The sequence below is a fragment of the Aeromonas sp. FDAARGOS 1418 genome, from assembly GCF_019048585.1.
Classification (GTDB): Bacteria; Pseudomonadota; Gammaproteobacteria; order Enterobacterales; family Aeromonadaceae; genus Aeromonas; species Aeromonas caviae.
This window is the reverse complement of record NZ_CP077387.1, coordinates 1,873,202-1,898,956: the sequence shown is the minus strand read 5'-3', so window position 1 is coordinate 1,898,956 and position 25,755 is coordinate 1,873,202. Positions and strand designations below refer to the sequence as shown.

The following is a 25,755-nucleotide window of genomic DNA, read 5'->3' as shown; positions in this document are numbered from 1 at the left end:
CGCCACCATTGTTACAATGGCACTCCCCGACGCCCGGAGTGCCCCATGCCACACCTGCTCATCATCGATGCCCTCAACCTCATCCGCCGACTGCACGCGGTGCAGAGCCAGCAGGGACTGACCCCGGCTCAGGCCCTGCTCGCCACCCGTGCCAACCTCATCAACACCTGCAAGAAGCTCCTGGCGGCCAGCGAGCCGACCCACGCCATCGCGGTCTTTGACGGTGAGGTCCACAGCTGGCGCAAGACGCTCTATCCCCCCTACAAGGAGGGCCGCACCCCCATGCCGGATGAGCTGAGGGAAGGGCTTGCCGACCTGCAGGACGCCTTCTGGGAGTGCGGTGTGGATGCCCTGCTCTCCCAGACCGACGAGGCGGACGATCTCATCGCCACCCTGGCAAGCGGCATTGCCCAGCACGGCGCCAGCGCCACCATTATCTCCACCGACAAGGGGTTCTGCCAGCTCATCTGCCCGCAGATCCGGGTGCGGGATTACTTCAACAAACGCTGGCTGGATGCCGCCTTCGTCCAGCAGCAGTACGGCGTTACACCGACCCAGCTCGTGGACTTCTGGGCCCTGACCGGTATCGGCGGCTCCAACATCAAGGGGGTGCCCGGCATCGGCCCCAAGACCGCCACCCAGTTGCTGCAGCAATACGGGGACCTGGCTGCCATGCTGGAGGCCTGTGAACGGGAGGAGGCCACCAGACCCCTGCTCAAGCTGCGCCAGCACCGGGAAGAGGCCCTGCTGGCCCAACGCCTGGTCCGACTGCAGCACGATATCCCGCTCGGGTTCAACCTGCGGGAGATCCGCTACCCTCCCGTCCCTGATGCCGGGGCGTGATCCCCAGCACACCATTTCCCAAGACAGGCCGTACCTGTTGACATAAATGGGTAAAATGTAAAGAAACATGGAGGATGTGGTGCAAAAATGGTATAAAGCCGACGAATCCTCCCCCTCTGTTCCCTAGAAGTGGATACGCCTCATGTCAAAAAGAAAGATTACCGTCATCCCGGGCGACGGCATCGGCCCCAGCATCATCGAATCCGCCATCCAGATCCTGACCCACGCGGGTTGTGACTTCGACTACGAATACGCAGACGCCGGTCTGGTGGCCCTGGAAAAACATGGCGAGCTGCTGCCCCAGGCCACCCTCGACCTGATCGAGAAGAACAAGGTCAGCCTGAAAGGCCCGCTCACCACTCCGGTCGGCGGCGGCTTCACCTCCATCAACGTCTCCCTGCGCAAGAAGTTCAATCTCTACGCCAACGTGCGCCCCGTCCTCTCCTTCAAGGGCACCAAGAGTCGTTACGACAACATCGACATCATCACTGTGCGCGAAAACACCGAAGGCATGTACTCCGGTGCCGGCCAGAAGCGCAGCGATGACAACCAGAGCGCCGAGGCGATGAGCATCATCACCCGGGAAGGGGCCGAGCGCATCGTCACCTTCGCCTTCGAGCTGGCGCGCCAGGAAGGACGCAAGAAGGTCACCATCATCCACAAGGCCAACATCCTCAAGTCCACCTCCGGCCTGTTCCTGGAAGTGGCCCGTCAGGTCGCGGCCCGCTACCCGGACATCCAGAACGAGGAGATGATCGTCGACGCCGCCTGCATGAACCTGGTGATGTACCCGGAGCGCTTCGATGTGATGGTCACCACCAACCTGTTCGGCGACATTCTCTCGGATCTCTGTGCCGGTCTGGTGGGGGGGCTGGGCATGGCGCCGGGTGCCAACATCGGTGAAGGGGCCGCCATCTTCGAAGCGGTACACGGCTCTGCGCCGGACATCGCCGGCAAGAACATCGCCAACCCCACCTCGGTGATCCTCGCCTCCATCCAGATGCTGGAATATCTCGGCATGCAGGACAAGGCGGAGCGCATTCGCGAGGCCGTGCGGGCAACCATCGAGTCCGGTGATCGGGTGACCCGTGACCTGGGGGGCACAGCGTCCACCAGCGAATTCACCCAGGCCATCATCGACCGTCTATAAATAGAGTCCAACCATATGATTTTAAAAGGGAGCTTCGGCTCCCTTTGTTTTATGCCAACGCCTCCCTACCTCCCTCGCCAGATGAATACTATGTTGATATGAGGGATAAGGAGATCCACCATGCGTGCTACTTTCATCTTGCTGATTGTCAGCAGCAGTGCCACGGCATTAGACAGGCCAGTCGACAATGCTTGGTTGACGCCGCCCCCCCAGCACGAGGCGCCAGCCAAGCGGACCTGGCAATCCACCCTGGATACCAACGATCTGCTCAAACAGCCCAAGCCGCTCTCTCTGGGGGTGGATATCACCACCGACAGCAACGGCAATCGGCAGGTCACCCCCTATCAGAAGCTGAACCTCACGGCAGAGAAGAGCGTCAGCCTCTCCTTCGAAAAGCAAAAGCCCAGGATCAAGTTCAACGCTGGCGGCATCAACACCTCGGTCAAGCTTCGCGGGGATGGCGTCAAGATGCAGTTCAACCCCAGTGACAAGACCATTCCCCTGCAAATTGAGCTGAAGATCACCGACGACGAGTCCATGATGCGTCTGGACTACCGATTCTGATGACCCAGACACAAAAAAACCGGACGTCGCCGTCCGGTTTTTTCATGCCCTGTTCCCGATGCTGCTTCAGGACTTGGGTGCCAGCTTGGAGACCCAGAACTTGTTGTAAACGTGCACCGTGATCTCTTCGCGATCGTGATAGAGCTGTTTGGCCTGAATGATGAAACCGCTGTCGATCTCCGCCAGCAGTCCGCGCAGCACCTCGATGTTGTGCACCGCCTCGGCGTAGCGCTTCTTCATCGGCAGCTTGAGGTTGAACATGGCTTCCTGACAGTCGTTCTCCCTGAACCAGTCGGCCACCATGTGGGTCACTCGCGCCGGCTTGTCCACCATGTCGCACACCAGCCAGTAGGTATTCTTCTTGCTCGGCCGCCACACGAAACCATCGTCACGGATATGCTTCACCTGACCTGTGTCCATCAGGGATTGGGCCATCATGCCGTTGTCCACCGCCGTCACCATCATGCCGCGACGCACCAGCTGATAGGTCCAGCCACCCGGGCAGGCGCCAAGATCCACGGCCTTCAGGCCGGAGCACAGGCGCAAGTCCCACTCTTCCTTCGGCACGAAGACGTAGAACGCCTCTTCCAGCTTGAGGCTGGAGCGGCTCGGGGCATCGGCCGGGAATCGCAGGCGCGGGATCCCCATGTGGAAGGCAGAGTTGTTGAAGGAGTAGGAGTACCCCAGCATCAGGTGGTCATTGGCCAGGAAGAAGGCGTGGAACACGGGACGGTTCGGGGTCTCCTTCTTGGTCAGGATCTCGTTGCTGCGCAGCGCCTGGCGAAGCGGCACGGTGAACTTGCGGCAGAAGGCGGAGAGCTCCTTCGCCTCGTTGGTGTCGGCCGTCTCCACCCGCAGATCCCCGCAGATGGCGTAGCCACTCGCCGCCTCCAGGATGGGAGAGACCCGATCGCTTATTTCCAGATCTTTCAGCTCGTGGGTCACCACCAGCATCTGGCGAATGAAGATGAGCTCGCGGAACGGCAACTTGCGCGCCAGCAGATCGGCCTGCTCCTCGTCATACAACTCGAAGATCACATAGCCGCTGTCGTCCTTGACCCGGGCAAAGCCGTAGCACTGCATGTTGCCGGCACGCTCGGTGATCTCTGCCGCCGCCTCTTTCTCAAAACCCGGGCGGCAATAAAGCAGCAGATTATTCATTCTTTCCTCCAAGACGACAGCCGGCCCACATCAGAGCCGCCCATCCCAACATAAAACAGAGGCCACCGGCCGGGGTGATGAGCCCCAACCCCTTGCTGCCAAGCAGCACCATGGCGTAAATACTGCCGGAGAATCCCAGGATCCCCAGCACAAAGACGGCGCCCGCGAAGGTGATCACCTTGCCGCGCACGCCGCACAACCCCAGCACCAGCAGGGCCAGGGCGTGGAAAAACTGGTATTGCACGGCGGTGTTGAACGCCGCCAGCAACGAAGGAGCAATGCCGGTCGCCGCCAGCCCATGAGCGCCGTAGGCCCCGAGCATGGTGGCCGTCAGGCCGAAGAAGCCCGCCAGCACCAGCCAATGTCGTTGGATCTGCATCTTCTCTCCTTGCACGCTTCTTCTCTCGACCCGCTCGAGATGGTCAGGAGCGGCCCACCGCCGCGATAAAACCCTTGATCCGCTCCGCGGCCAGGCGCAGGTTCTCCTGCTCGCTCATGCCGCTCGCCTTTCTCGGTTTGAAACCATGATCCCCGTCGGTCAGCCAGTGGACCGATACGGCGGGTGAGAAGGGGAAATCGGCCAGCTCGGCGCGGGAACCGAAGGTATCGCGCTCCCCCTGCAGCAGCAGCGTGGGCGTCGTGATCTGCTTGAGCACCTCGCCCCGCCATGCGTCGGGCTTGGCCGGGGGGTGGAAAGGATACCCGAGAACGATCAATCCTGCAGCATCCATCTCGTCGTCCCCCTCGCAAAACAGCTCGGCCGCCATCCTCCCCCCCATGGACTTGCCCGCCAGAAACAGCCGGGGATGGGCAAACTGACGCACCATCTCGCGCCAGTGAGCCAGCAGCACGGGTTGTCTGTCCGGCGGCCTGCGTTTGCCGTCCTGAGCCCGTTTGGTCATGTAGGGGAAGTTGAAGCGCACCACCTCGATATCCGGCCCCGCCAGCAGTCGCGACAACTCGGCCAGGAAGCTGTGCTCCATGCCCGCCCCCGCGCCGTGGGCCAGCAGAATGCGAACGGGGGCGTCACTCGCCCCCTCTCTTGTCAGGTCAGTCACCAGGTCAACTCCTCAGGCATCGGCAAGGCGGGCACGCCTGCGGGCCTCTTCCTGCTCCACCAGTTCCAGCATCCAGTCACGGAAGGCCACTATCTTGCCCTGATCGGACTGCTGCTCCTGACACACCAGATAGAAAGCGTTCTTGCTCACCAGCACCTGTTCGAACGGGCAGATGAGACGACCCGCCTCGATCTCCGGCTGGGCCAGCACGCTGTGGCCGAGCGCCACCCCCTGACCGTGGATCGCCGCCTGGATCACCATGGTGGAGTGGCTGAAGATGGGCCCCTGGTTGACATTGGGGGCATCGATGTCGAGCTGGCGGAACCAGGCCTTCCAGTCGCGCCGGGAGGTGTCGTGCAGCAGGGTGTGGCGGGTCAGATCGTCCGGGGTGCGCAGCGGCTTGGGGCCGGTCAGCAACAGGGGCGAGCAGACCGGGATCAGATATTCGGTGTGCAGCTTGTCCGAACGAAGACCCGGCCAGTTGCCGCGGCCGTAGTAGATGGCCACGTCCACGTCGTCGGTCAGCGACCCCTCGTCCATGTCCACCGCCTTGATCCGCACATCGATGTCCGGGTGGCGTTCGCTGAACTTGACCAGACGGGGCACCAGCCACTGGATGGCGAAGCTCGGCTGCAGGGAGACGGTGAGCGCCCCCTTGGCGCTGCGGGCCAGCAGCTTGTCGGTCGCCTCGGAGATGGAGGCGAAGATGTCCTTGATATCGAGGAAGTAGCTCTGCCCCTCCTCGGTCAGTAGCAGGGAGCGATTCTTTCGGCGAAACAGCTTGATGCCGAGATACTCCTCCAGCGCCTTGATCTGGTGGCTGATGGCTGCCTGGGTCACGAACAGCTCTTCTGCTGCGCGGGTAAAGCTCAAGTGACGAGCCGCGGCTTCAAACGCTTTCAGTGCATTGAGCGGAGGTAAACGACGAGACATGGAATCGGCCGACGATGAATTTTTCTAATGGGGCGCATTATAAATTGTCGGTTGCGGGTCGACCAGTGAATAAACATAATTCGCCACGCAATTCGTTGTCATATGGCTCACACCTTCTCTTCCATGTTGGTTTACATGTGGTTTTTGTGAGTGAGTCGACAGTAATTGTGGTGTTGTGTTTCTTCCTCTGCGGGAAGAAGGGCTAAATCAGGTCGATTTAACCCAGTCTGTCATCTGAATGTGTTTGGCGCCTCCGGTTGGATGGCGCCTTTTTTCTTATCCTCCCCTACACCCGGAACTGGCCCACCAGTTGCTGCTGCTTGTCCGCCAGTTGCGACAGCTCGCGCCCGTTGTCGGCGGAGGTCGCCGCTTCCGCCCGAATGGTATGGCTCACATCGCGAATGTTGCTGACGTTGCGATTGATCTCGTCCGCCACTCCGCTCTGCTCCTGCGCGGCCCTCGCGATCTGCTCGTTCATCTGGTGGATGGTGCCGACAGCCTGGATGATCTGCTCCAGCACGCTGACCGACTGCTCCACCTTGGTGAGGGTCAGATCCGCCTGGTGATGACCGGTCAGGATCGCCTTCACCACCGCCTCCGTCCCCGACTGCAACTGGCCGATAAGGTTCTGGATCTCGACGATCGCGTTCTGGGTTCGGCCCGCCAGGTTGCGCACCTCGTCGGCGACCACCGCAAAACCGCGCCCCTGCTCACCGGCTCGGGCCGCCTCGATGGCCGCGTTCAAGGCCAGCAGGTTGGTCTGCTCGGCAATCCCCTGGATCACCACCAGGATGTCGTTGATGTTGTCGCTGTTGGCAGAGAGGTGCTCCACCACTGGTTTGGCATCGCTTATCACCGTCATCAGTCTGGACATGGCCTCCTGGGTCTGCGCCACCACGGACTTGCCCTCCTGGGCCGCCGTGTCGGCCTCATCGGCCGCCGCCACCGCCGCATTGGCATTGCCGGCGACCTGCAGGGCGGTAGCGCTCAACTCTTCAAACGCGGTCGCCACCAGATCCACCTCCTGATACTGGGACTGCATGCCGGCGCTGGTACGGGCTGCCCCTTGCGCCGCCAGGGCCGCACTGGCCCGAGTGCCCGCAACGGTGTCGATCACCTGGCTGATGGTGGATTGCAGCTTGTCCAGGAACTTGTTGAACCACTTGGCCAGCTCGCCTATCTCGTCATCCCTGCGCAGATCGATGCGCTGGGTGAGATCCCCCTCCCCGCTGGCGATGTCCTTGAGGCGTGCCACCACGGCGCGGATGGGCGCCACGATGCGCTGGGCCATCAGCCAGATGCAGAGCAGAGCGAGCGCCGAAATCCCGCCACCTATGGTGAGCTGGGTGGCCACGCTGCGCTGGGCCTGCTCCTCAAGCTCCCCTTGCAGTTGCAGGGCCGAGGCGAGCACCACGGCGCGGGGCAGCTCGATATAGATGCCCCACTTGCGATCCGTACCGCGCATGCTGACCGGCACGAAGGTCTGCAACAGTGCGCCATCCGGGCTCCAGCGCGTCACCACATCTCCCTTGGTCAGCCACCCCTTGAGATCCTGCGCCAGCCCTTGCTGCTCCAGCAGATTGCCAAGGGCGACCGGGAACCCTTCCACGCCGGCCACCCGCCCTTCACTGCTGAGCAGGAGCACCTTGCCCTGCCCCTTGTAGAGGGTCCGGCCCATCTCTTCCACCAGGCTCTGCAGGGTCCCCAGGGAGATGTCGACCCCCACCATGCCAAGCAGGGAGCCTTGGTCCAGCAACGGCACGGTCACCGAGGTCATCAACACCTGCTGGGTCCCCACCTCGTCCACATAGGGTTCGAGCAGACAGAGCGCCTTGCTGCGGATGCTGCAACTGTACCAGTCGTTCTCAAGGCCGCCGTGTCCGGAGGGCTTGTCGTTGGCCAGCATCGCCTCGTCCATCACCTCCAGGCTGACCTTGCCGTCGACCCTGGCCCAATAGCTGGAAAAACGCCCCTTGTCGTTGGCGCCAAGCGCCGTCGACCCCTGATAGTTGTCATCCTCCCCGTCGAGCTGGTTGGGTTCGAATACCGCATAGACACCGAGCAGGTTCGCTGACGACTCCGCCGCATCCTGCAACTGCTGGTTGACGGCATTGCGCAGCGCCTCGGAGTGAACGAAGTTGTCGGCCGCGTTCTTGCGCTGGAACAGAATGCCCTCGGCAAGCAGGGTCGCCCTGAAGTAAGCCTCATCGAGGTAGCTGGTCACCCGGGCTGCCTGGGTCGCTCCCATGGCCTGCATCCAGTTTTCTGCCGCGTGCTGCCCCTCCAGGGTGGTGGAGGTGAGCACCTGCTCCTGCATGCGGGCCGCGTTGAAAAGAGAAGAAGCCACCAGCGCGACGGCACTGGCCAGCAGACAGCAACCGGCGATCAGGGTGATCCGTCCCTGAACAGAAAGAGAACTCATGCCACTATTTCCTAACGTCTACAGATGTGAACACTGTATCGGTTTTGGATACAAAAACTTAACTAAATCAGCAGAGATCCAGGCTTAATTGATTGATTTCACCCTCTCCGGGCAAACCAACGACCAGACCGAGCAGGCGAATGGGCTTTCCTTGAGCCCGTTGTAGTCCCTCGTGCAGCAGATCGTGGAAGCGGGCCGCCCGATAACTCCCCTTGCGATAAACGGTGGTCTGGTGAAAATCGGCAAACTTCAGCTTGATCCCCTGCCCCATCAGCATCTCCGCAGAGCAGGCCTTGGCAAAACGCTGCTCCAGCTCGGGAATGAGCCGGCTAAGCACCTGCCAGCAGGCGTCCTCGTCCAGCACGTCGCTGGCGAGCGTCGTCTCCACACCGATGCTCTTGCGCACCCGCCGGGCCTGCACCGGCTGATCGTCATGCCCCCAGATGCGGCCGGCCAGCATCTCCCCGAGCTTGCCGAAACGGGCGATCAGCTCCTCGTTGCCGAGCTGGCGGGCATCTTCGCACGAATACAGCCCGAGGGACTCCAGCCGCTCTGCCGTCTTGCGGCCGATGCCGGGCAGCTTGCCAAGGGGGAGCTGGCGCACGAACTCGTCCACCTCCTGGGGGCGGATGACGAACAGGCCGTCAGGCTTGCGCTGCTCGGAGGCGAGCTTGGCCAGAAACTTGTTCGGCGCCACACCGGCCGAGGCAGTCAACCCAAGCTCGGCGCTGATGGCGGCACGGATCTCCGCCGCCATCAGGGTGGCGCTGCCACCGCAGCGGGGGCTCTGGGTCACGTCGAGATAGGCTTCATCGAGGGAGAGCGGCTCCACCTGCTCGGTGTAGCGCAGGAAGATGGCGCGCAACTGGCGCGAAGTTTCTTTGTAGACGGCCATCCGCCCGGGGATCAGCACCAATGGCGGACAGAGCTTTCTGGCCAGGGCGCTCGGCATGGCAGAGCGCACCCCGAAGCGGCGCGCCACGTAGTTGCAGGTGGAGATGACCCCGCGTCGGTCGGCGGCGCCACCAATGGCGAGCGGCACCTCCCTGAGGGCCGGGTTGTCCCGCATCTCCACCGCGGCGAAGAAGCAGTCCATGTCGATGTGAATGATCTTGCGCATGGCCGTGTCTGTTGCTGTGTCGACAGCCTCCCGAACAGATCATAGGGATAGACCCTGGGCATCCGGCGAGGAGACATGTCGAACGCCAAAAATACTGTATGGATAACCAGTTGGACGTTCCATGCTACCCCAAGCCTGTCATTTCTGCCAGTCTGCGCGCGGGCGCGGCGGCATAGACTCTCAAGGCCACATCCACACGAGACTCAAGGAGGAGAAGCATGAGCATCATCCGGGCGGGGCTCTGCCTGCTGCTGTTGCCGCTAGCGACCATGGCCAAGGATCACCCGACAGCCGAATGCAGCTGGCTGTACAAGCGCATCGAGATACTGGAAACCGCCATCAGGCAGGGAGATGAACTGGGCACCAGGGAAGAGCTGGCAAAGCGAAAGAAAGAGTTCAAGGCAAAGGCATGCAGCCAATATGACTACTGACCCCATGCCACATATAAAAACGAGCCGACCCAGGGGTCGGCTCGTTTCGTTGCAAGGCTGCCTTCAGAGCGATATCCACCGTTAGATGATGCGGTTGTCCACCAGCATCTTGCGACGGGCCTCTTCTTTGGCCATCTTCTTCTTGCGGTTGTCACAAGGCTCGGGGCAGTCGCACTCCTTCTCGATCCCGATGGAACCCAGGCCGCCACAGGAGCCGGAGATGGACTTGCGCTGGAAAATGTAGCCGATGGCCATGGCCACCACGACCATCAGAAACACCCCGAAGGTGATCAGAAAGATCTGCATGTAGTTACCCCTTACTTCTTGACCAGATATGGTTTGAAGGCATCCGAATAGGCCTCTTCGAACCCGTCATCCGTCTTGGTGATGGTGAAGATGGCCAGCCCCCGTTCCTTGGCATAGGCCAGGCTCTTCTCCGGCCCCATGACCATGAACACAGTCGCCAACCCGTCTGCAGTCATGCAGGAGGGGTGGATGACGGTCACCGACACCAGGCGGTGCTGGATGGGCTTGCCCGTCAGCGGATCCATGGTGTGGGAGAAGCGCTTGCCGTCCAGCTCGTAATAGTTGCGGTACTCGCCCGAGGTGGCCACCCCGTTGTCACCGGGCAGGATCACCTCCTGTACGGAACCAGCATTGACGGTCGGCTTCTCGATGGCGACACGCCAGGGATGCCCCTTGCCGTTGACGCCGTTGATGCGCAGCTCGCCGCCTATCTCCACCAGATAGTTGCGCGCCCCCTGGGACTCCAGGTACTCGGCCACCTTGTCCACGCCAAACCCCTTGGCAATGGCGGAGAGATCCACGTAGAGGTCCGGGATGTCCTTTTGCAGGGTATCGGCATCGGCAGAGGTTATCACATGCAGATTGCCAAGGCCCGTCTTCTGCCGGGTCTGGGCGATCAGCTCGTCGGACGGCACCTTGGTCGGTCTGGCATCCGGCCCAAAGCCCCACAGATTGACCAGAGGACCGACGGTGACGTCCAGCGCCCCGCGGCTCTCGCGGCCAATGTGAATGGCCTCGGTTACCACCCGTGCGGTATCGCGGGAAACCACCACAGGGGTATTGCTCTTGTGCTGGTTGAAGCGTGACAGCTCGGAATCCGGGCGATAGGTCGACATCTGATCGTTGACCCGCTCCAGCAAGACGTCGACCTCGGCTTGCAGCCTGGCGGCATCCTGAACAGCGCTATCTGCCACCTTGATGGAGTAGTAGGTACCCATGGTGCTGCCGGTGATGTGGATCTCCGGCTTCGACTGGACCGTTTCCTGACCGCACCCAGTCAAGAAAAAGGCTAGCCCGAAGGCTAGCCAGGTCTTTACAACGCTGTGCATGGATTAACCACCGAAGTCATCCAGCAGGATGTTCTCGTCTTCAACACCGAGGTTTTTCAGCATGTTGATGACGGCGGCGTTCATCACGGGAGGCCCGCACATGTAGAACTCGCAATCCTCAGGCGCCTCGTGGTTCTTGAGGTAGTTCTCGAACAACACGTTGTGGATGAAGCCGGTGTAGCCATCCCAGTTGTCTTCCGGTTGCGGATCGGACAGGGCGACGTGCCACTGGAAGTTGTCGTTCTCGGCCTGCAGCATGTCGAAGTCTTCGACATAGAACATCTCGCGCTTGGAACGGGCACCGTACCAGAAGCTCATCTTGCGCTTGGTCTTCAGACGGCGCAGCTGGTCGAAGATGTGAGAGCGCATCGGCGCCATACCCGCACCACCACCGACGAACACCATTTCGGCGTCGGTGTCCTTGGCAAAGAACTCGCCGAACGGACCGGAGATGGTCACCTTGTCACCAGCCTTCAGGCTGAAGATGTAGGAAGACATCTGGCCGGGAGGGGCAGTCCAGTTGCTGGGCGGCGGGGTTGCGATCCGCACGTTCAGCATGATGATGCCGAACTCTTCCGGATAGTTCGCCATGGAGTAGGCACGGATGATCGGCTCGTTGACCTTGGACTCCAGCTCGAAGATCTTGAAGCGATCCCAGTCGCCACGATACTCCTCGGGAATATCGAAGTTCTTGTACTGCACGTGGTGAGCCGGCGCTTCGATCTGGATATAACCACCGGCGCGGAACGGCACGCTCTCGCCATCGGGGATCTGCAACTTGAGCTCCTTGATGAAGGTGGCCTTGTTGTCATTGGAGATGACGGTACAGTCCCACTTCTTCACGCCGAAGATCTCTTCCGGCAGCTCGATGTCCATGTCGGAACGGACGGTGACCTGACAGGCCAGACGCTCGCCATGACGGGCTTCGCCCTTGCTGATGTGATCCAGCTCGGTCGGCAGGATGTCGCCGCCGCCGGATTTCACACGCACCTTGCACTGACCACAGGAGCCACCGCCACCACAGGCGGAGGAGACGAAGATACCACTGCCGGCGAGCACGCCAAGCAGCTTGCCACCCGCCGGGCTGGTCACAGCCTTGGCCGGGTCGCCGTTGATGCTGATTGTCACGTCACCGGCGGTCACCAGCTTGGACTTGGCAAACAGAATGACTGCCACCAAGGCCAGCAGGATCACGGTGAACATGACCACACCCAGAATAATTTCCATCTATATTTCCTTTCCGATTACAGGGAAATACCAGAGAAGGACATGAAGCCCAGCGCCATCAGACCCGCGGTGATGAAGGTGATGCCGAGGCCGCGCAGGCCTTCCGGAACATCGGAATATTTCATCTTCTCGCGGATCCCTGCCATCGCGACGATAGCCAGCATCCAGCCTGCACCCGAACCCACGCCATAGACCACGGACTCAACGAAGTTGTAGTCACGCTGCACCATGAAGGAGACACCACCGAAGATGGCGCAGTTCACGGTGATGAGCGGCAGGAAGATACCGAGGGCGTTGTAGAGGGCCGGGAAGTACTTGTCCAGCGCCATCTCCAGGATCTGCACCAGGGCCGCGATCACCCCGATGAAGGTGATGAAGCTCAGGAAACTCAGATCCAGACCGGATACCAGGGCACCGTCTTTGAGCACGTAGTTGTAGATCAGGTTGTTGGCCGGGACGGCAACGGTCTGAACCACGATAACGGCAATCCCCAGACCCATGGCGGTCTTGACCTTCTTGGACACCGCCAGGAAGGTACACATCCCCAGGAAGAAGGAGAGCGCCAGGTTCTCGATGAAGATCGAGCGAATCAACAGACTGATATAGTGTTCCATACCTTAATCCTTCGCCTCCACCTGCTTGGGATCCTTGGTGCGCACGCCCCAGATGATCAGACCAATGATGAAGAACGCACTCGGCGGCAGCAGCAGCAGGCCGTTGGGCACATACCAGCCACCATTGTTCACCAGCGGCAGCAGCTCGATGCCGAACCAGGTGCCGGAACCCAGGATCTCGCGCACGGTGGCCACGGTCAGCAGCACGGCGCCATAACCCAGACCGTTGCCAATACCGTCCAGGAAGGAGGGCAGCGGGGCACTCTTCATGGCGTAGGCTTCGGCACGACCCATCACGATACAGTTGGTGATGATGAGGCCGACGAACACCGACAGCTGCTTGGAGATGTCGTAGGCATACGCCTTGAGCACCTGGTCAACCACGATAACCAGCGAGGCAATCACCGCCATCTGGGCGATGATCCGCACGCTGTTCGGGATCTGGTTGCGGATCAGGGAGATGAACAGGTTGGAGAAGGCGGTGACCGCGGTAACGGCCAGCGTCATCACGAACGCCGTCTTCATCTGGCTGGTAACGGCCAGCGCGGAACAGACACCCAGCACCTGCAGTGCGATGGGGTTGTTGCCGAGCACAGGCGTCAACAGCAACTTTTTCATTTCGCTCTTGTCAGCCATTGTTGATTTCTCCTGCACGTACCTTGGCCAGGAAGGGACCGAAGCCCTTGGGGCCCATCCAGAAGTCGAAGGTGTGCTGTACACCATTACCGGTCAGGGTTGCACCAGACAGGCCGTCAATTTCATGCTCGGAACCAGCCGGAGCATGGCCCTTGATCACACGCAGCGCAGGCTGACCGTTCTGGTCGAACAGCTTCTTGCCGACGAACAGCTCGCGCCAGGCCGGGTTCTCGATCTCGCCACCCAGACCCGGGGTTTCACCGTGGTCATAGTAGGTGATGCCCTTGATGGTCTGACCATCGGCCGCGACCGCTACGAAGGCGTACATGGTGGACCACAGACCCTGGCCGTAGATCGGCAGGATGATGTTGTCGACCTTGCCTTCGGCATCTTTCGCGAAGAACACGGGAACCAGCTTGGAGATCTGACGCAGGCCGGCCTTGTCGTCGGCCGGGGCCAGACGGATGCTCTTGGCCGGATCCTTGGCGGCAACCTTGGTGTCGAAGTTGTCGGCGTCTCCGTCAACGAACTCACCGCTGGTCAGATCCACCAGACGCGCTTCAATCTTGTCGCCATAGAGCTGGGCCAGATCACGCTTGGCCACGGCGCTGATGTCGACGCCGGCGACGGACAGGATGTTGCTTTGCTTGTCCAGCGCCTTGTTTTCCAGCTGGGCCGGACGCAGACCCACGGCAGCCACGGAGACCACGATGGAGCAGACCAGACACAGACCGGTCACTACGGCGAGGGTGCCGGTAGTAGAGTCTTTATTAAACGCCACGTGCGATCCTCCGCTTGATGTTCGCCTGCGCCACGAAATGGTCAAACAAGGGGGCAAACAGGTTGGCGAACAGAATGGCCAGCATCATGCCTTCCGGGAAGGCAGGGTTCACTACCCGGATCAGCACCACCATCACGCCGATCAGGGCGCCATACCACCACTTGCCCTTGTTGGTGAAGGCAGCGGAGACGGGGTCGGTCGCCATGAAGGCCATGCCGAACGCGAAGCCACCCAGCACCAGGTGCCAGTGCCACGGCATGCTGAACATGGGGTTGGTATCGGAACCGATGACGTTGAACAGCAGGGAGGTCGCGACCATGCCGACCATGACGCCGGCGATGATGCGCCAGGAGGCGATGCGCATGTAGACGATCATGGCCGCGCCGATGAGGATCATCAGGGTGGAAACTTCACCGATGGAACCGGGCAGGTTGCCAAGGAAGGCATCCATCCAGCTGATGGCTTCACCGGTGGCACCGTTGATCAGCGCCATCTGGCCGCCCTGGGCCCACTGGCTCAGTGCGGTTGCGCCGGAGAAGCCGTCAACGGCAACCCAGACAGCATCGCCGGAGATTTGACCCGGGTAGGCGAAGAACAGGAAGGCACGACCCGCCAGCGCCGGGTTCAGGAAGTTTTTGCCGGTACCACCGAACACTTCCTTGGCCAGCACCACACCGAAGGTGATACCCAGGGCAGCTTGCCACAGGGGCAGCTCGGGCGGCACGATCAGGGCGAACAGGATGGAGGTCACGAAGAAGCCTTCGTTGATCTCGTGCTTGCGCACCATGGCGAACAGCACTTCCCAGAAACCACCGACGATGAAGACGGTGATGTAGATCGGGAAGAAGTGAGCCGCACCGATCAGCATCTTGCTGCCGATGCCGGCGACGGCCGGATCCAGCGAGGCACCGAACAGAGTGGCCAGGGCGTATTGCCAGGAATCGGCACCGGCCGCGCTGCCCATGTGGGCGATGGCGGCGATGGACTGGTTGCCGACGTTGTACATGCCCCAGAACATGGCCGGGAACACAGCCAGCCACACCATGATCATCATGCGCTTCAGATCGATCGCATCACGGACGTGGGCGGCATTGCGGGTCACGGAACCCGGGGTATAAAACAGGGTGTACGCCGCTTCGAACAGGGCATAGTACTTGGCGTACTTGCCACCCGGCTCGAAGTGATGTTCCATATTTTCAAGAAGTTGCTTGAAACTCATCGCTTAACCTTCCAGTTCGATCTTGGTCAGGCACTCACGCAAGACGGGGCCGTACTCTGTCTTGCCGGGGCAGACGAAGGTACAGAGCGCCAAATCTTCCTCATCCAGCTCCAGGCAGCCGAGCGCCTGCGCGCTGTCGGTGTCACCGGAGATCAGATCCCGCAGCAGCAGGGTCGGCAGGATGTCGAGCGGCATCACGCGCTCATAGTTGCCGATAGGCACCATGGAGCGATCACTACCGTTGGTGGTGGTAGTGAAGTTGATGAGTTTGCCCTTCATCAGGTGAGAGAGGGTGGTACGGGTGATGGAGAACTTGTTGGCACTGGGTTTGACCCAGCCCATGAACTCTTTCTCACGGCCTTCGCCCAGCACGCTCACCTGGTTGTGGAAACGACCCAGGTAGTCATGAACCCCTTCGGCCTTGGCACCGCTCAGCAGAGAACCGGAGATGATGCGGTTTTCGTCCGCACGCAGCTCGTTGTTGGTCAGCTGGCTGAGGCTGGCGCCCAGACGGGTACGCAGCAGACGCGGCTTGATGACGTTCGGGCCAGCCAGGGAGATCACCTTGTCGGTGAAGATCTGGCCGGTGGTGAACAGCTTGCCGTAAGCGATCACGTCCTGATAGTTGATGTGCCACTGCACCTTGTTGGCACCGACCGGATCCAGGAAGTGGATGTGGGTGCCCGGCAGACCGGCAGGATGCGGACCGACGAACACGGCTTCCTTGACCTGGGCCAGGGAGGAGTGCGGCAGGCTGGCTTCGCCCTTGCAGACGTGGACGGTACCATCGGTCAGGCGGGTCAGCACGGCCAGACCGTCGAGGAAGGCCTGGGCCTGTTCCTTGATGATCAGCTCCGCACTGGCGGCCAGCGGGTTGGTGTCCATGGCGGTGACGAAGATGGCGCGCGGGGTGGAACCCACGGCCGGCACCTTGCTGAACGGGCGGGTACGCAGCGCAGTCCATTGGCCTGATGCGACCAGGATCTCTTGCACCTTGCTACGCTCGAGCTGTGCCAGCTCGGCGGAGGCAAAATGCTCAAAGGTCACCTGCTCGTCGGACCCATCGATGTCGATGACAACGGACTGGAGAACACGCTTGGCACCACGGTTGATCTCAGAAACCACACCGGTGGCAGGGGCCGTGAATTTAACGCCGGGATTCTTCTTATCTTCGAAGAGCTCCTGACCTTTAATGACGCGATCACCTACTTTGACAAACATAGTAGGACGCATCCCCACGAACTCTTCGCCGAGTGTAGCAACACGGGTGATGGCCGGGCCATCGTAGATTACTTGCTCCGGAGCACCCAGCACGGGGATGTCCAGTCCTCTTTTAATTGTAATCATACTCACTTGCACTACCGTTAAGGGAAGACAGGTTGGTTAGCGCCGAGAAATACATCACGACGAGTTGTTGAATGAGCCCGTCAACATCGCGGAAAACTGTCGAAGAAATAAACAAATCAGCAACATACAGGATCATTCAAAAGCGCCTGAGTTTACCACCTTAGGCGAGTTAGCCGCCACGCCAAATGGGGAAAATCCCCGCCCTATCACAAAATTAACCTTCACTGAATATTTCGCGCACGTCCTTGCAAACCGTGGTTTTAAAGGACTTTTCGCAAAAATAACCATATAGAGGTATTTTTCAGGCATAAGGAAAAGGATTAGAAAAAATAATGCTACACCCCTCATCCCTGGCTGCACACCGTTCGTGATAGCGCTGTTAATGGCCCGAGGAAGGCGCCATCAGAAGGTCCAACGGCTCACGCAAAGGGGGATTTGCTGACGCAACCCGGCGTCTTTGGCGCCTGCTCCCTGGCCTGCCACTCGGATTCGGTATAGGTATGCAACGCCAATGCATGAATGGCTCCCGCCAACTCGTCGGCCAGCACCCCGTTCACCTGGCGATGGCGACCCAGCAAACGCTGTCCCTCAAACGCCTGGCTCACCACGACTACCTTGAAGTGGCTTTCGGAGCCCGGTGCCACCCTGTGCATGTAGCTTTCATTGATCACTTCCAGGTGGCTCGGGGAGAGCGCGGCGGCCAGCTTGGCCTCTATCTGTTGTTGCATGCTCACGGTAAGGACTCCTCGTTGAATATCCGGCCATTGTAGCCAGGGTTGTGCGCCCGATGCATCAGGTACGAAGGATCCGCTCGCTCTCGCCGCACCGGACTGGTGAATTTCTCCGCCGCCGCTAGAATAGCGCCACTTTCACCGCTGCCGGGCAACACGGGGCAGACGGTTGCCATTCATCAATCACACGTTGGACTCTTGCCTATGCAAACCCTGCTCGACACGGCCCACTGCCGCCTGACCCTGTATCGTTACCCGCGGCAGAGCCAGGACCCCCTGCAAGCCTGGGATGCGGCGGACGAGTACCTGATAAGCCACCTTGCCGAATCGCAGCAGGCACCTGACGGCACCGTCATCATCATGAACGACGGCTTCGGCGCCCTGGCAGGCTATCTGCATGCCCACGCCCCCGTCTGCGTGACCGACTCCCACATCAGCGAGCGGGCCACCCTGGCCAACCTGGCGGAAAACGGGCTGGATCCCCACGCCATCACCCTGCAGGATGCGCTGGCCCCCCTGCCCGATGCCCCCGCCCTGGTGGTGATCAAGGTCTCCAAGTATCAGGCGCTGCTGGAGCAGCAACTGCTTGCCCTGCGCGGGGTCGTGACCCCTGCGACCCGTATCATTGCTGCCGGCAAGGCCAAGGACATCCACACCTCCACCCTCAAGCTGTTCGAAAAGTATCTGGGGGAGACCCGCACCTCGCTCGCCTGGAAGAAGGCGCGCCTCATTCATTGCACCCCGGCCGCCGAGCGCCCGTCCCTGACCAGTCCCTTCCCGACCGTCTGGCCGCTGGAAGGCACCGACATGCTCATCCACAACCATGCCAACGTGTTCTCGCGCACGAGCCTGGATATCGGCGCCCGCTTCATGCTGGACAACCTGCCCATCCACAGTGCCCGCAGAGTGATCGATCTGGGATGTGGCAATGGCGTGCTCGGGCTCTCCCTGCTCGCGCGCGACAGCGAGGTGGAGGTGACCTTCATCGACGAATCCCGGATGGCGGTAGCGTCCGCACGGCTCAACGTCGAGCACAACCTGCCCGATGCCCTGCCCCGTGCCCACTTCATGGTCAACAACTGTCTCGATGACGTTCCCGTCGGGGCAGCGGACAGGATCCTCTGCAATCCCCCCTTCCATCAGTTGCAGGCGATCACCGATCACATCGCCTGGCAGATGTTCAGCGATGCCCACCGGGTGTTGCCTCAGGGGGGCGAACTCTGGATAGTAGGCAACCGTCATCTGGACTATCACAACAAACTCAAGCGCCTGTTTGGCAACGCACAAGTCGTTGCGTCGAACAGCAAATTCGTTATTTTGAAAGCCATCAAACGCTAAAGATAAAGCTAAAGGAAACCCATGATGAAAAAGTCACTCTTGCTGCTGGCCGCTCTGGTATTGGGCGGTTGTGCTACTCACTGGCCCGAGAGCGCCCTGCTCAACCCGCAAGTCATCCCCTCCAACCAGCAGTACTACTCCGGCAACCGCATCACCATGGAAGGGGTGGACAAGCGTGAAGCCGCCTATGTCTTCTCCATCAAGAAGAAAGAGAAGGCTCCTGTGCTGGTGAACAGCAGTCAGCCTCTCAACAGCCTGCTGGCTGAAAAACTGGCGGAAGGGCTGCGCAGCCAGGGCCTGGAAGTGGGCAACAGCGGCACCACCAACCTGACGCTGGCCATCTCCACTGCCGCCGTCACTGTGGAAGAGAAGACCTTCACCTATGTCACCAAGTCCCGCGTCAGCCTGCAGGTGATTGCCGACTTCCAGGGCAGCAAGCTGACCAAGCAGTTCAACATGTCCTCCAGCAAGGAGGGCCCGGGCGAGCCGAGCATGGCCGATCTGGAATCCACTCTGAACCAGCAACTGGGCAGCGTGCTGCAGCAGATCATGGCCGACGAGGCGCTGCGCGGTTATCTCAAGGGTCAGCCGAGCTGAGCGAGGACATATAAATGAAGAAACTCTGGTTACTGGTCACCCTGATCGCCCCCCTGGCTTTTGCCGGTCAAAAAGTCCAGATGGAGACCAACCATGGCACCATCGTCGTGGAGCTGGCCCCCAAACAGGCGCCCCAGACCGTGAAGAACTTCCTGCGCTACGTGGCAGACGGCAGCTATGACGGCAGCCTGTTCCACCGGGTGATCCAGAACTTCGTGGTGCAGGGTGGAGGCTACAACCAGCAGTTCCAGCCCCTGCCGACCTTCGATCCCGTGGTCAACGAGTCCAGAGGCGGCCTGCCCAACAAGCGCGGCACCATCGCCATGGCCCGCACCCAGGCGGTCGACAGCGCCACTCGCCAGTTCTATTTCAATCTGGTGGACAACGACAACCTCAACGCCAATGCCGGCGCCGGTTACACCGTGTTCGGCCAGGTCGTGAAGGGGATGGAGGTGCTGGACAAACTGGCCCAGGTCCAGACCGGCTACAGCTCCATCCTGCGTGCCAACGACGTCCCCACCAGCCCCATCATCCTGAAGAAAGTGGTGCTGCTCGCGGACAAATAACGCGGCCCGGATCACATTCCACCGCGTCCCTGAACGGGTCACCGGTCTCTTTTTCTATACTCTGCTCCCCGATGTGTGCCACGCATCGGGGAGCAGAACCAGAAGGAGGAGCCGGTGACCTGTCATGATTACATAACCCAACACGCCGGCCCGCTGGCCCAGGCGGTTCGCCATTTTCTGGCACGCAAGATTCCCTATCAGCAGCTGGAAGACTTGAGCTGGCAGCTCCTCTCCCATTGGCAGGCGCTCTGCGTGATCCCCATGGACAAAGCCCCCGCCAACGAGCAAGAAGGGGTGTTCTGGCATCTGCTTCACAGCCTGCACCTGTGGGATGAGCAGCACCTCCTCTGTGATGACACGCTGCGTCTGCAACTCATGGCCTGCGCCAATTTTCTCGCCGACGAGGGCCCCTGCCCGCACCACTGCATCGGCTCGCGCCCCTGAAACCTGCCGCCCACCCCTCGGCTTGCCTTGGCTACGCCTGCCGAACCTGACAAAATGACCCCCTTTTCCCCGAGGAGTCAGGCAGTTGAACAATCTCCGCCCGCCCAGCCACACACCGGGCCGCGCCACCCGCTGGCGAGATGCCCTCGCCGTCTATCTGGAAGCGCGGGTACTCATCCTGTTCGCCATGGGATTCTCCTCCGGCCTGCCCTTGCTGCTGGTCTTTGGCACCCTCTCCTTCTGGCTGCGCGAGGCGGATGTCAGCCTGACCGACATCGGCTACATGAGCTGGGTAGCGCTGGCCTACGGTTTCAAGTGGCTGTGGTCGCCTCTGGTGGATCGGCTGCCCCTGCCCCTGCTGTCACGGCTGCTTGGGCGGCGACGCAGCTGGATGCTGTTCTCCCAGGTGCTGATCGCCCTCTCCCTGGTGGGGATGGCCTATTGCGATCCCAAGACCCAGCTCGCCCAGCTGGCCCTCTTCGCCCTGCTGGTGGCCTTCTCCTCTGCCACCCAGGACATCGTCATCGACGCCTATCGCATCGAATCGGCTCCCGAGCGGCTGCAGGCGGCCATGGCCGCTTCCTATATGACGGGGTATCGACTCGCCATGATCATGGCGGGAGCGGGGGCGCTGGCGCTGGCGGCCTGGCTCGGCAGCAACAGCGGCTATGACTATCGCGGCTGGCAGCTCACCTATCTGCTGATGGGAGGGCTGATGTCTCTTGGCATCCTCACCACCCTGATGAGCCACGAGCCGCAGATCGATCTCAAGAGTCAGGACGAGCAGCAGATGGCGCGCAAGGCCACCCTGCTGGCACGGGGTTGGTCCCCCACGCTGGCCGGGCTGGGGGCCTGGACCTACGAGGCCATCTGGTGTCCCTTCGCCGATTTCTTCCGCCGCTACGGCTCCTCGGCCCTGCTGATCCTGGGGCTTATCGCCTGCTATCGCATCTCGGACGTGGTGATGGGGGTGATGTCCAACAGCTTCTATGTGGATCTGCAGTTCAGCAAGACGGAAGTGGCCACCATCACCAAGGTCTATGGCGTCATCATGACGCTGGTGGGGGCCGCGCTCGGGGGCGTGCTGGTGATGCGCTTTGGCACCCTGCGCATCCTGTTCCTCGGCGCCGTGCTGACCGCCAGCACCAACCTGCTGTTCGCTCTCCTCAACGAAGTGGGCCACAACCTGGAGCTGCTGACTCTGATCATCTCGCTGGACAACCTCAGCGCCGGCATCGCCACGGCTGCGTTTGTGACCTATCTATCGAGTCTCACCAACGTCGCCTTCTCCGCCACCCAGTACGCCCTGTTCAGCTCCATCATGCTGTTGCTGCCCAAGTTGCTGGCGGGGTTTTCCGGTCGGGTAGTGGAGCAGATCGGCTACAGCCACTTCTTCATCGGCACCAGTCTGCTCGGCATTCCGGTGATGATCCTGATCATCATGGTTGCCAAACGAGGCAGCACCTTGTCACCACAAACGCACAAATAGCAAGCGTTTGCGCATTTTAGGGGGTGATTAGATTCACAAATCCTGACAAAGTTCCCTGGTGCTTGTTTATCCGTTGAATTTATTTGGCTAGAATCCCTCCCGCTCCTTGTGGGCAGGCTACGGAAAACCTCAACTAACGCACAAGAGACCAATAAAATGGCCAAATTTACCAAGACTCTGATCGCTGCCGGTCTGCTGGCTGCCTCCGCCACTCCGGCCTTCGCTGCCGACTACAGCGGCGACATCCACAAGAACGACTACAAGTGGTTCCAGTTCAACGTGATGCACACCATCGACCAGCTGCCCTACGCTGAGTCCGAAGGTGGTTACAACGATACCTACTTCGAAATGGAGTTTGGTGGCCGTTCCGGTATCTTCGATCTGTACGGTTACGTCGACGTATTCGACATCTTCCAGAACCGTCACGACGACAAGCACAACCAGGACAACCTGTTCATCAAATTTGCACCGCGCATCTCCATCGATGCCATGACCGGCAAAGATCTCTCCTTCGGCCCGGTGCAGGAAGTCTACATCGCCAACCTGATCAACGTAGGTGGTCCGGATGGTCTGTTTGAAGCCATGACCGGTCTGGGTGCAGACGTCATGGTGCCCTGGTTCGGCAAAATGGGCATGAACCTGTATGCCCGTCACGTCAATGAAGGCGGTGGCGAGCAGGGCTGGAACGGCTATCAGTTCTCCATGAACTGGTTCAAGCCTTTCTACACCTTCTCCAACGGCAGCTTCGTAGCCTATCAGGGTTACCTGGATCACCTGTTTGATGCCAAGGACACTTCCACCGACGGTACCGCCATGTTCAACGGTCTGTACTGGCACTCCGACCGCTACGCCGTCGGTTACGGTCTGAAGTACTTCAACGACATCTACGGCATCCAGAACGGTTCCTACGGTCTGAAGACCACTGGTTTCGGCCACTACTTCTCCGTGACCTACAAGTTCTAATCGAACTCGTCACACGGACACAAAAAAACCGGAGCAGCTGCTCCGGTTTTTTTATGCCCTCATGCTGGCAGTGGGGGGAGAGCCGCGCCCTCCCCGTTCGCCATCAATCGCGGAAGTTCTGGAACTGCATCGGCTGGCCCAGTTCGGCGCCACGCACCAGCGCCATGGTCTCTTGCAGATCGTCGCGCTTCTTGCCGGTGACCCGCACCTCGTCGCCCTGGATGGCGGCCTGCACCTTGATCTTGGAATCCTTGATGAGCTTCACCAGCTTCTTGGCCACTTCCTTGTCGATCCCCTGCTTGAACTTCACGGTCAGGTGGAAGCGCTTGCCGGAGTGGACGCTGTCACCCACGTCCATGGAACTGTTCTCGATCTGGCGCTTGAGCAGGGCGCCACGCAGGATCTCGACCATCTGCTTGAGCTGGAAATCGGCGTCGGCTTCCAGCTTCACTTCTTCCTTGTTCAATTCGAAGCTGGCTTCCACACCACGAAAATCGAAACGGGTCGCCAGTTCACGGTTGGCGTTATCAACGGCGTTCAACACCTCGTTCATTTTGACTTCAGAGACAATATCGAATGACGGCATAGCCGGGCTCCTCATGCTGTACTTCAGGTTGTGCTGACAGGTGGGCAAATCTACCAGAAAACGGGCAAATTTGCTGATTTCGATGGGATTGCTCTGCTAGAATCCCCTGCGCACAGGAATGGTGAGACCCGTTAGAACCCGTTCAGGAGCAGTCGCGAGAGGTCCGACACTCGGTGAAGTGCAGCCCAGGCACCCGTATGGTCATGCATACATGAGGCTCCCTGGCTGCGCATGAACCTTGAGCACGACCCGGCAACCAGCTCATGCACCGGTTCCAGGTATTCACCAAGCGACATCTTCCCTTATCCCGGGTTGGCGGTTGACAGGATGGCAGCCCTTCCCATGATCGAGCCTCTTCATGCCAAGCGGATTACGCGACAACAACCTGAAAACACGCCGTCACCCTGTCTCTCCCGAGTGGACCTTGCTGGGCTGCGGCGCCCTGGGCGGCGTCTTCGCCTCCCTGTTGACCCAAAGCGGCCAAGCAACCCGCCTCCTGCTGCGCGAGCGCCATCGTGCCACCTTGCACCCCGGCGTCGACTTTACCTCCCTTGAGGGGCATACCCAGCTCCTGGCCATCGAACGCGCCTTCATCGACAAGCCGGGCAGCATCAAACGCCTGCTGGTGATGACCAAGGCGGGGCAGGTGATATCGGCCCTCACTCCCCTGGTCGGGCAACTGGCGGCAGGGGTACCCATCGTGCTGCTGCACAACGGCATGGGGATCGCCGATCAGGTGGTCGCACTCTTCCCCGACAACCCGGTGATCGCCGGCGTCACCAGCCATGGCGCCATGCAGAGCGGCCACTTCGTGTTCCGCCACACCGGCAAGGGGGAGACCTGGCTGGGCCCAATCAACGAAGCGGCCCGTGCCCATGCTCACCTCGCCGACGAGCTGGCCAGCGCCCTGGGTCAGGCCGGTTGGGATGAGCAAATCCTGACACGCCAGTGGCAGAAACTCGCCGTCAACTGCGCCATCAATCCCCTCACCGCGCTCTACAAGCTCAAGAACGGCGAATTGACCGGTCCGCGTTTTGCCGATGCCCTGCAGCAAATCTGCGTGGAAGTGGCTGATGTCATGCGGGCAGAAGGTCAGCCCACCGGCAGCGAAGAGCTGCTACGCCGTGTCATGATGGTGGTGGAGCTCACCGCCGACAATTACTCTTCCATGTATCAGGACATGGAACAGGGCCGCGAGACCGAGATCGAAGCCATCACCGGCTTCCTGCTGGGCAAGGCCGCCCTTCACGGTATCGCGGTGCCGGTCAATCAGGGCCTCTATCAGGCCGTCAAAGAGAAGCACTGAGCAGAGCTGGCAAGCAAGGAGTGCAGGATGAGCGTACTGGTACTGGTGGCCCCCGGGTCGGAAGAGATAGAGACGGTTGCCATCGTCGATACCCTGGTTCGGGGTGGCATCGATGTGGTGCTGGCCTCCTGTTGCCCCACCGGAGCGCGCCAGATCCGCGCCTCTCGCGGGGTGCAACTGGTGGCGGATTGCCATCTCGACGAGCTGACCACCCGTGACTTCGATGCAATGGTCGTGCCGGGCGGTCTGCCCGGCAGCGAAGTGATCCGCGACACCCCCCTCGCCATCGACCTGCTACGGGAGCAGGCAGGCCTCGGCCGCTGGCGCGCCGCCATCTGTGCCGCACCCGCCGTGGTACTGCACCATCACGGCTTGCTGGGGAATGCGAGCACCACCTGCCATCCGGGCTTTCAGGCCCGTCTGCCCGCGACACAATTGAGCACGGCGCGGGTCGTGACCGATGAAGCCCATCGCCTGATCACCAGCCAGGGACCAGGCACTGCTATCGAGTTCGCTCTCGAGATAGTACGGGTACTGCGAGGTGACGAGGCCGCCCGTACGGTGGCCGGTCCCATGGTGTTGCCCCCCTCGCTATCGCCATAACCACATCGGGCACTCCTATGAAAGCGGCAGAGCCCCCTTGTTTGGTCTATGTTGGCTGCTCTTGTGCTAGATAAAACAATCCGGACTTCCCCGGCCTGGCACCGACTGTTAACATGCGCCCCTTATGCCTGTTATGTGCTCTGGGGTGGCCGTCACGCCGCCCTGACCCTGCCCTGTGCGGCCTCTGCCGCCTGACTCCGGTTATGCCGACCGGCCGGTTTACCCGACCATCAACAGCCAATGCAACCCTGTGATCCCCGCCATTCCCCCT

The 25,755-nt window shown here is 60.7% G+C and carries 28 protein-coding genes; 12 read left to right on the top strand and 16 right to left on the bottom strand.

Going from position 1 to position 25,755, the window contains the following annotated elements; translation table 11 throughout:
- Nucleotides 1–45: 45 nt before the first annotated feature.
- The 3 genes from xni (at nt 46) to I6L48_RS09115 (ending at nt 2,557) form a co-directional block, all read left to right on the top strand.
- A complete protein-coding gene (gene xni, locus I6L48_RS09125; RefSeq protein ID WP_042015872.1) occupies nt 46–843 on the top strand; it encodes a flap endonuclease Xni in 798 nt (265 codons plus the stop codon).
- A gap of 142 nt (nt 844–985) precedes the next feature.
- Nucleotides 986–1,993: an isocitrate dehydrogenase gene (locus I6L48_RS09120; protein WP_010673380.1), complete on the top strand. Its 1,008-nt coding sequence runs from the start codon at nt 986–988 to the stop codon at nt 1,991–1,993.
- A 120-nt stretch (nt 1,994–2,113) separates the two neighbouring features.
- Nucleotides 2,114–2,557 (top strand): hypothetical protein, encoded by a 444-nt coding sequence (locus I6L48_RS09115; RefSeq protein ID WP_216987988.1) that lies wholly within the window; start codon nt 2,114–2,116, stop codon nt 2,555–2,557.
- Between the two features lie 66 nt (nt 2,558–2,623).
- Here I6L48_RS09115 and rlmM read toward each other — a convergent pair whose 3' ends face one another.
- The 6 genes from rlmM to dinB form a co-directional block, all read right to left on the bottom strand.
- On the bottom strand, nt 2,624–3,718 hold the full coding sequence (rlmM, locus tag I6L48_RS09110; protein ID WP_041211280.1) for a 23S rRNA (cytidine(2498)-2'-O)-methyltransferase RlmM: 1,095 nt from the start codon (nt 3,716–3,718) through the stop codon (nt 2,624–2,626).
- On the bottom strand, nt 3,711–4,097 hold the full coding sequence (locus tag I6L48_RS09105; RefSeq protein ID WP_010673377.1) for a DUF423 domain-containing protein: 387 nt from the start codon (nt 4,095–4,097) through the stop codon (nt 3,711–3,713). The genes rlmM and I6L48_RS09105 overlap by 8 nt, the downstream gene beginning before the upstream one ends.
- A gap of 43 nt (nt 4,098–4,140) precedes the next feature.
- The gene (locus I6L48_RS09100) at nt 4,141–4,776 is read right to left on the bottom strand and encodes an alpha/beta fold hydrolase (RefSeq protein WP_216987987.1); all 636 of its coding nucleotides are present in this window, start codon (nt 4,774–4,776) and stop codon (nt 4,141–4,143) included.
- Between the two features lie 12 nt (nt 4,777–4,788).
- The gene (locus I6L48_RS09095) at nt 4,789–5,709 is read right to left on the bottom strand and encodes a transcriptional regulator GcvA (protein ID WP_029313926.1); all 921 of its coding nucleotides are present in this window, start codon (nt 5,707–5,709) and stop codon (nt 4,789–4,791) included.
- A gap of 286 nt (nt 5,710–5,995) precedes the next feature.
- Nucleotides 5,996–8,131, bottom strand: coding sequence for a methyl-accepting chemotaxis protein (locus I6L48_RS09090; RefSeq protein WP_039040706.1), 2,136 nt, complete (start codon nt 8,129–8,131; stop codon nt 5,996–5,998).
- Nucleotides 8,132–8,198: 67 nt separating this feature from the next.
- The gene (dinB, locus tag I6L48_RS09085) at nt 8,199–9,251 is read right to left on the bottom strand and encodes a DNA polymerase IV (RefSeq protein WP_113069811.1); all 1,053 of its coding nucleotides are present in this window, start codon (nt 9,249–9,251) and stop codon (nt 8,199–8,201) included.
- A 218-nt stretch (nt 9,252–9,469) separates the two neighbouring features.
- Here dinB and I6L48_RS09080 point away from each other — a divergent pair, with 218 nt between their 5' ends.
- On the top strand, nt 9,470–9,682 hold the full coding sequence (locus I6L48_RS09080) for a hypothetical protein (RefSeq protein WP_039040708.1): 213 nt from the start codon (nt 9,470–9,472) through the stop codon (nt 9,680–9,682).
- Nucleotides 9,683–9,763: 81 nt separating this feature from the next.
- Here I6L48_RS09080 and nqrM read toward each other — a convergent pair whose 3' ends face one another.
- From nqrM to I6L48_RS09035, 9 genes are all read right to left on the bottom strand, one after another.
- Nucleotides 9,764–9,988, bottom strand: a complete 225-nt coding sequence (gene nqrM / locus I6L48_RS09075) for a (Na+)-NQR maturation NqrM (protein ID WP_010673371.1) — start codon at nt 9,986–9,988, stop codon at nt 9,764–9,766.
- Between the two features lie 11 nt (nt 9,989–9,999).
- Nucleotides 10,000–11,037, bottom strand: a complete 1,038-nt coding sequence (locus I6L48_RS09070) for an FAD:protein FMN transferase (protein ID WP_029313924.1) — start codon at nt 11,035–11,037, stop codon at nt 10,000–10,002.
- 3 nt (nt 11,038–11,040) lie between these two features.
- Nucleotides 11,041–12,264, bottom strand: coding sequence for an NADH:ubiquinone reductase (Na(+)-transporting) subunit F (gene nqrF / locus I6L48_RS09065; protein WP_010673369.1), 1,224 nt, complete (start codon nt 12,262–12,264; stop codon nt 11,041–11,043).
- A gap of 17 nt (nt 12,265–12,281) precedes the next feature.
- On the bottom strand, nt 12,282–12,878 hold the full coding sequence (gene nqrE / locus I6L48_RS09060; protein ID WP_005303538.1) for an NADH:ubiquinone reductase (Na(+)-transporting) subunit E: 597 nt from the start codon (nt 12,876–12,878) through the stop codon (nt 12,282–12,284).
- Between the two features lie 3 nt (nt 12,879–12,881).
- Nucleotides 12,882–13,514, bottom strand: a complete 633-nt coding sequence (locus tag I6L48_RS09055) for an NADH:ubiquinone reductase (Na(+)-transporting) subunit D (RefSeq protein WP_005303545.1) — start codon at nt 13,512–13,514, stop codon at nt 12,882–12,884.
- On the bottom strand, nt 13,507–14,295 hold the full coding sequence (locus I6L48_RS09050) for a Na(+)-translocating NADH-quinone reductase subunit C (protein WP_029313922.1): 789 nt from the start codon (nt 14,293–14,295) through the stop codon (nt 13,507–13,509). Before I6L48_RS09050 ends, I6L48_RS09055 begins: the two co-directional genes overlap by 8 nt.
- A complete protein-coding gene (locus I6L48_RS09045; protein WP_010673367.1) occupies nt 14,285–15,514 on the bottom strand; it encodes an NADH:ubiquinone reductase (Na(+)-transporting) subunit B in 1,230 nt (409 codons plus the stop codon). The genes I6L48_RS09050 and I6L48_RS09045 overlap by 11 nt, the downstream gene beginning before the upstream one ends.
- Before the next feature lie 3 nt (nt 15,515–15,517).
- Nucleotides 15,518–16,861 carry a Na(+)-translocating NADH-quinone reductase subunit A gene (locus I6L48_RS09040; RefSeq protein WP_029313920.1) on the bottom strand — a complete coding sequence of 448 codons (1,344 nt, stop codon included), beginning with the start codon at nt 16,859–16,861 and terminating at the stop codon, nt 15,518–15,520.
- 419 nt (nt 16,862–17,280) lie between these two features.
- On the bottom strand, nt 17,281–17,589 hold the full coding sequence (locus tag I6L48_RS09035) for a BolA family transcriptional regulator (protein WP_010673364.1): 309 nt from the start codon (nt 17,587–17,589) through the stop codon (nt 17,281–17,283).
- A gap of 207 nt (nt 17,590–17,796) precedes the next feature.
- On the opposite strand from I6L48_RS09035, the gene I6L48_RS09030 reads away from it, so the two are divergent.
- The 6 genes from I6L48_RS09030 to I6L48_RS09005 all read left to right on the top strand — a co-directional run bounded on the left by I6L48_RS09030 (nt 17,797) and on the right by I6L48_RS09005 (nt 22,989).
- Nucleotides 17,797–18,930, top strand: a complete 1,134-nt coding sequence (locus tag I6L48_RS09030; protein WP_113069810.1) for a methyltransferase — start codon at nt 17,797–17,799, stop codon at nt 18,928–18,930.
- Between the two features lie 24 nt (nt 18,931–18,954).
- Complete coding sequence (locus tag I6L48_RS09025) at nt 18,955–19,527, top strand: YajG family lipoprotein (RefSeq protein ID WP_039040711.1); 573 nt, start codon at nt 18,955–18,957, stop codon at nt 19,525–19,527.
- A gap of 14 nt (nt 19,528–19,541) precedes the next feature.
- Nucleotides 19,542–20,093 (top strand): peptidylprolyl isomerase, encoded by a 552-nt coding sequence (locus I6L48_RS09020; RefSeq protein WP_010673361.1) that lies wholly within the window; start codon nt 19,542–19,544, stop codon nt 20,091–20,093.
- Nucleotides 20,094–20,207: 114 nt separating this feature from the next.
- The gene (locus tag I6L48_RS09015; RefSeq protein WP_048208190.1) at nt 20,208–20,537 is read left to right on the top strand and encodes a hypothetical protein; all 330 of its coding nucleotides are present in this window, start codon (nt 20,208–20,210) and stop codon (nt 20,535–20,537) included.
- 187 nt (nt 20,538–20,724) lie between these two features.
- Entirely contained in the window at nt 20,725–22,026 is a 1,302-nt protein-coding gene (locus tag I6L48_RS09010; protein WP_041215845.1) for an MFS transporter, read from the top strand.
- A 156-nt stretch (nt 22,027–22,182) separates the two neighbouring features.
- The gene (locus I6L48_RS09005; protein WP_039040713.1) at nt 22,183–22,989 is read left to right on the top strand and encodes an outer membrane protein OmpK; all 807 of its coding nucleotides are present in this window, start codon (nt 22,183–22,185) and stop codon (nt 22,987–22,989) included.
- A 103-nt stretch (nt 22,990–23,092) separates the two neighbouring features.
- Here the strand turns inward: I6L48_RS09005 and I6L48_RS09000 are convergent, their stop codons facing one another.
- Complete coding sequence (locus tag I6L48_RS09000) at nt 23,093–23,575, bottom strand: YajQ family cyclic di-GMP-binding protein (protein WP_010673357.1); 483 nt, start codon at nt 23,573–23,575, stop codon at nt 23,093–23,095.
- Nucleotides 23,576–23,933: 358 nt separating this feature from the next.
- Between I6L48_RS09000 and I6L48_RS08995 the strand changes: the two genes are divergently transcribed.
- Together I6L48_RS08995 and I6L48_RS08990 are read left to right on the top strand one after the other, a co-directional pair.
- Nucleotides 23,934–24,881: a ketopantoate reductase family protein gene (locus tag I6L48_RS08995; protein ID WP_113069809.1), complete on the top strand. Its 948-nt coding sequence runs from the start codon at nt 23,934–23,936 to the stop codon at nt 24,879–24,881.
- Between the two features lie 27 nt (nt 24,882–24,908).
- Nucleotides 24,909–25,484, top strand: a complete 576-nt coding sequence (locus I6L48_RS08990) for a DJ-1 family glyoxalase III (protein WP_113069808.1) — start codon at nt 24,909–24,911, stop codon at nt 25,482–25,484.
- The last annotated feature ends 271 nt before the right edge of the window (nt 25,485–25,755 follow it).

Excerpts from the sequence above, each read along its gene's own strand:
- xni (WP_042015872.1), top strand. The coding sequence starts at position 46 with ATGCCACACCTGCTCATCATCGATGCCCTCAACCTCATCCGCCGACTG.
- I6L48_RS09120 (WP_010673380.1), top strand. The coding sequence starts at position 986 with ATGTCAAAAAGAAAGATTACCGTCATCCCGGGCGACGGCATCGGCCCC.
- I6L48_RS09115 (WP_216987988.1), top strand. The coding sequence starts at position 2,114 with ATGCGTGCTACTTTCATCTTGCTGATTGTCAGCAGCAGTGCCACGGCA.
- rlmM (WP_041211280.1), bottom strand. The coding sequence starts at position 3,718 with ATGAATAATCTGCTGCTTTATTGCCGCCCGGGTTTTGAGAAAGAGGCG.
- I6L48_RS09105 (WP_010673377.1), bottom strand. The coding sequence starts at position 4,097 with ATGCAGATCCAACGACATTGGCTGGTGCTGGCGGGCTTCTTCGGCCTG.
- I6L48_RS09095 (WP_029313926.1), bottom strand. The coding sequence starts at position 5,709 with ATGTCTCGTCGTTTACCTCCGCTCAATGCACTGAAAGCGTTTGAAGCC.
- I6L48_RS09090 (WP_039040706.1), bottom strand. The coding sequence starts at position 8,131 with ATGAGTTCTCTTTCTGTTCAGGGACGGATCACCCTGATCGCCGGTTGC.
- dinB (WP_113069811.1), bottom strand. The coding sequence starts at position 9,251 with ATGCGCAAGATCATTCACATCGACATGGACTGCTTCTTCGCCGCGGTG.
- I6L48_RS09080 (WP_039040708.1), top strand. The coding sequence starts at position 9,470 with ATGAGCATCATCCGGGCGGGGCTCTGCCTGCTGCTGTTGCCGCTAGCG.
- nqrM (WP_010673371.1), bottom strand. The coding sequence starts at position 9,988 with ATGCAGATCTTTCTGATCACCTTCGGGGTGTTTCTGATGGTCGTGGTG.
- I6L48_RS09070 (WP_029313924.1), bottom strand. The coding sequence starts at position 11,037 with ATGCACAGCGTTGTAAAGACCTGGCTAGCCTTCGGGCTAGCCTTTTTC.
- nqrF (WP_010673369.1), bottom strand. The coding sequence starts at position 12,264 with ATGGAAATTATTCTGGGTGTGGTCATGTTCACCGTGATCCTGCTGGCC.
- nqrE (WP_005303538.1), bottom strand. The coding sequence starts at position 12,878 with ATGGAACACTATATCAGTCTGTTGATTCGCTCGATCTTCATCGAGAAC.
- I6L48_RS09055 (WP_005303545.1), bottom strand. The coding sequence starts at position 13,514 with ATGGCTGACAAGAGCGAAATGAAAAAGTTGCTGTTGACGCCTGTGCTC.
- I6L48_RS09045 (WP_010673367.1), bottom strand. The coding sequence starts at position 15,514 with ATGAGTTTCAAGCAACTTCTTGAAAATATGGAACATCACTTCGAGCCG.
- I6L48_RS09040 (WP_029313920.1), bottom strand. The coding sequence starts at position 16,861 with ATGATTACAATTAAAAGAGGACTGGACATCCCCGTGCTGGGTGCTCCG.
- I6L48_RS09035 (WP_010673364.1), bottom strand. The coding sequence starts at position 17,589 with ATGCAACAACAGATAGAGGCCAAGCTGGCCGCCGCGCTCTCCCCGAGC.
- I6L48_RS09030 (WP_113069810.1), top strand. The coding sequence starts at position 17,797 with ATGCAAACCCTGCTCGACACGGCCCACTGCCGCCTGACCCTGTATCGT.
- I6L48_RS09025 (WP_039040711.1), top strand. The coding sequence starts at position 18,955 with ATGAAAAAGTCACTCTTGCTGCTGGCCGCTCTGGTATTGGGCGGTTGT.
- I6L48_RS09020 (WP_010673361.1), top strand. The coding sequence starts at position 19,542 with ATGAAGAAACTCTGGTTACTGGTCACCCTGATCGCCCCCCTGGCTTTT.
- I6L48_RS09010 (WP_041215845.1), top strand. The coding sequence starts at position 20,725 with ATGGGATTCTCCTCCGGCCTGCCCTTGCTGCTGGTCTTTGGCACCCTC.
- I6L48_RS09005 (WP_039040713.1), top strand. The coding sequence starts at position 22,183 with ATGGCCAAATTTACCAAGACTCTGATCGCTGCCGGTCTGCTGGCTGCC.
- I6L48_RS09000 (WP_010673357.1), bottom strand. The coding sequence starts at position 23,575 with ATGCCGTCATTCGATATTGTCTCTGAAGTCAAAATGAACGAGGTGTTG.
- I6L48_RS08995 (WP_113069809.1), top strand. The coding sequence starts at position 23,934 with ATGCCAAGCGGATTACGCGACAACAACCTGAAAACACGCCGTCACCCT.
- I6L48_RS08990 (WP_113069808.1), top strand. The coding sequence starts at position 24,909 with ATGAGCGTACTGGTACTGGTGGCCCCCGGGTCGGAAGAGATAGAGACG.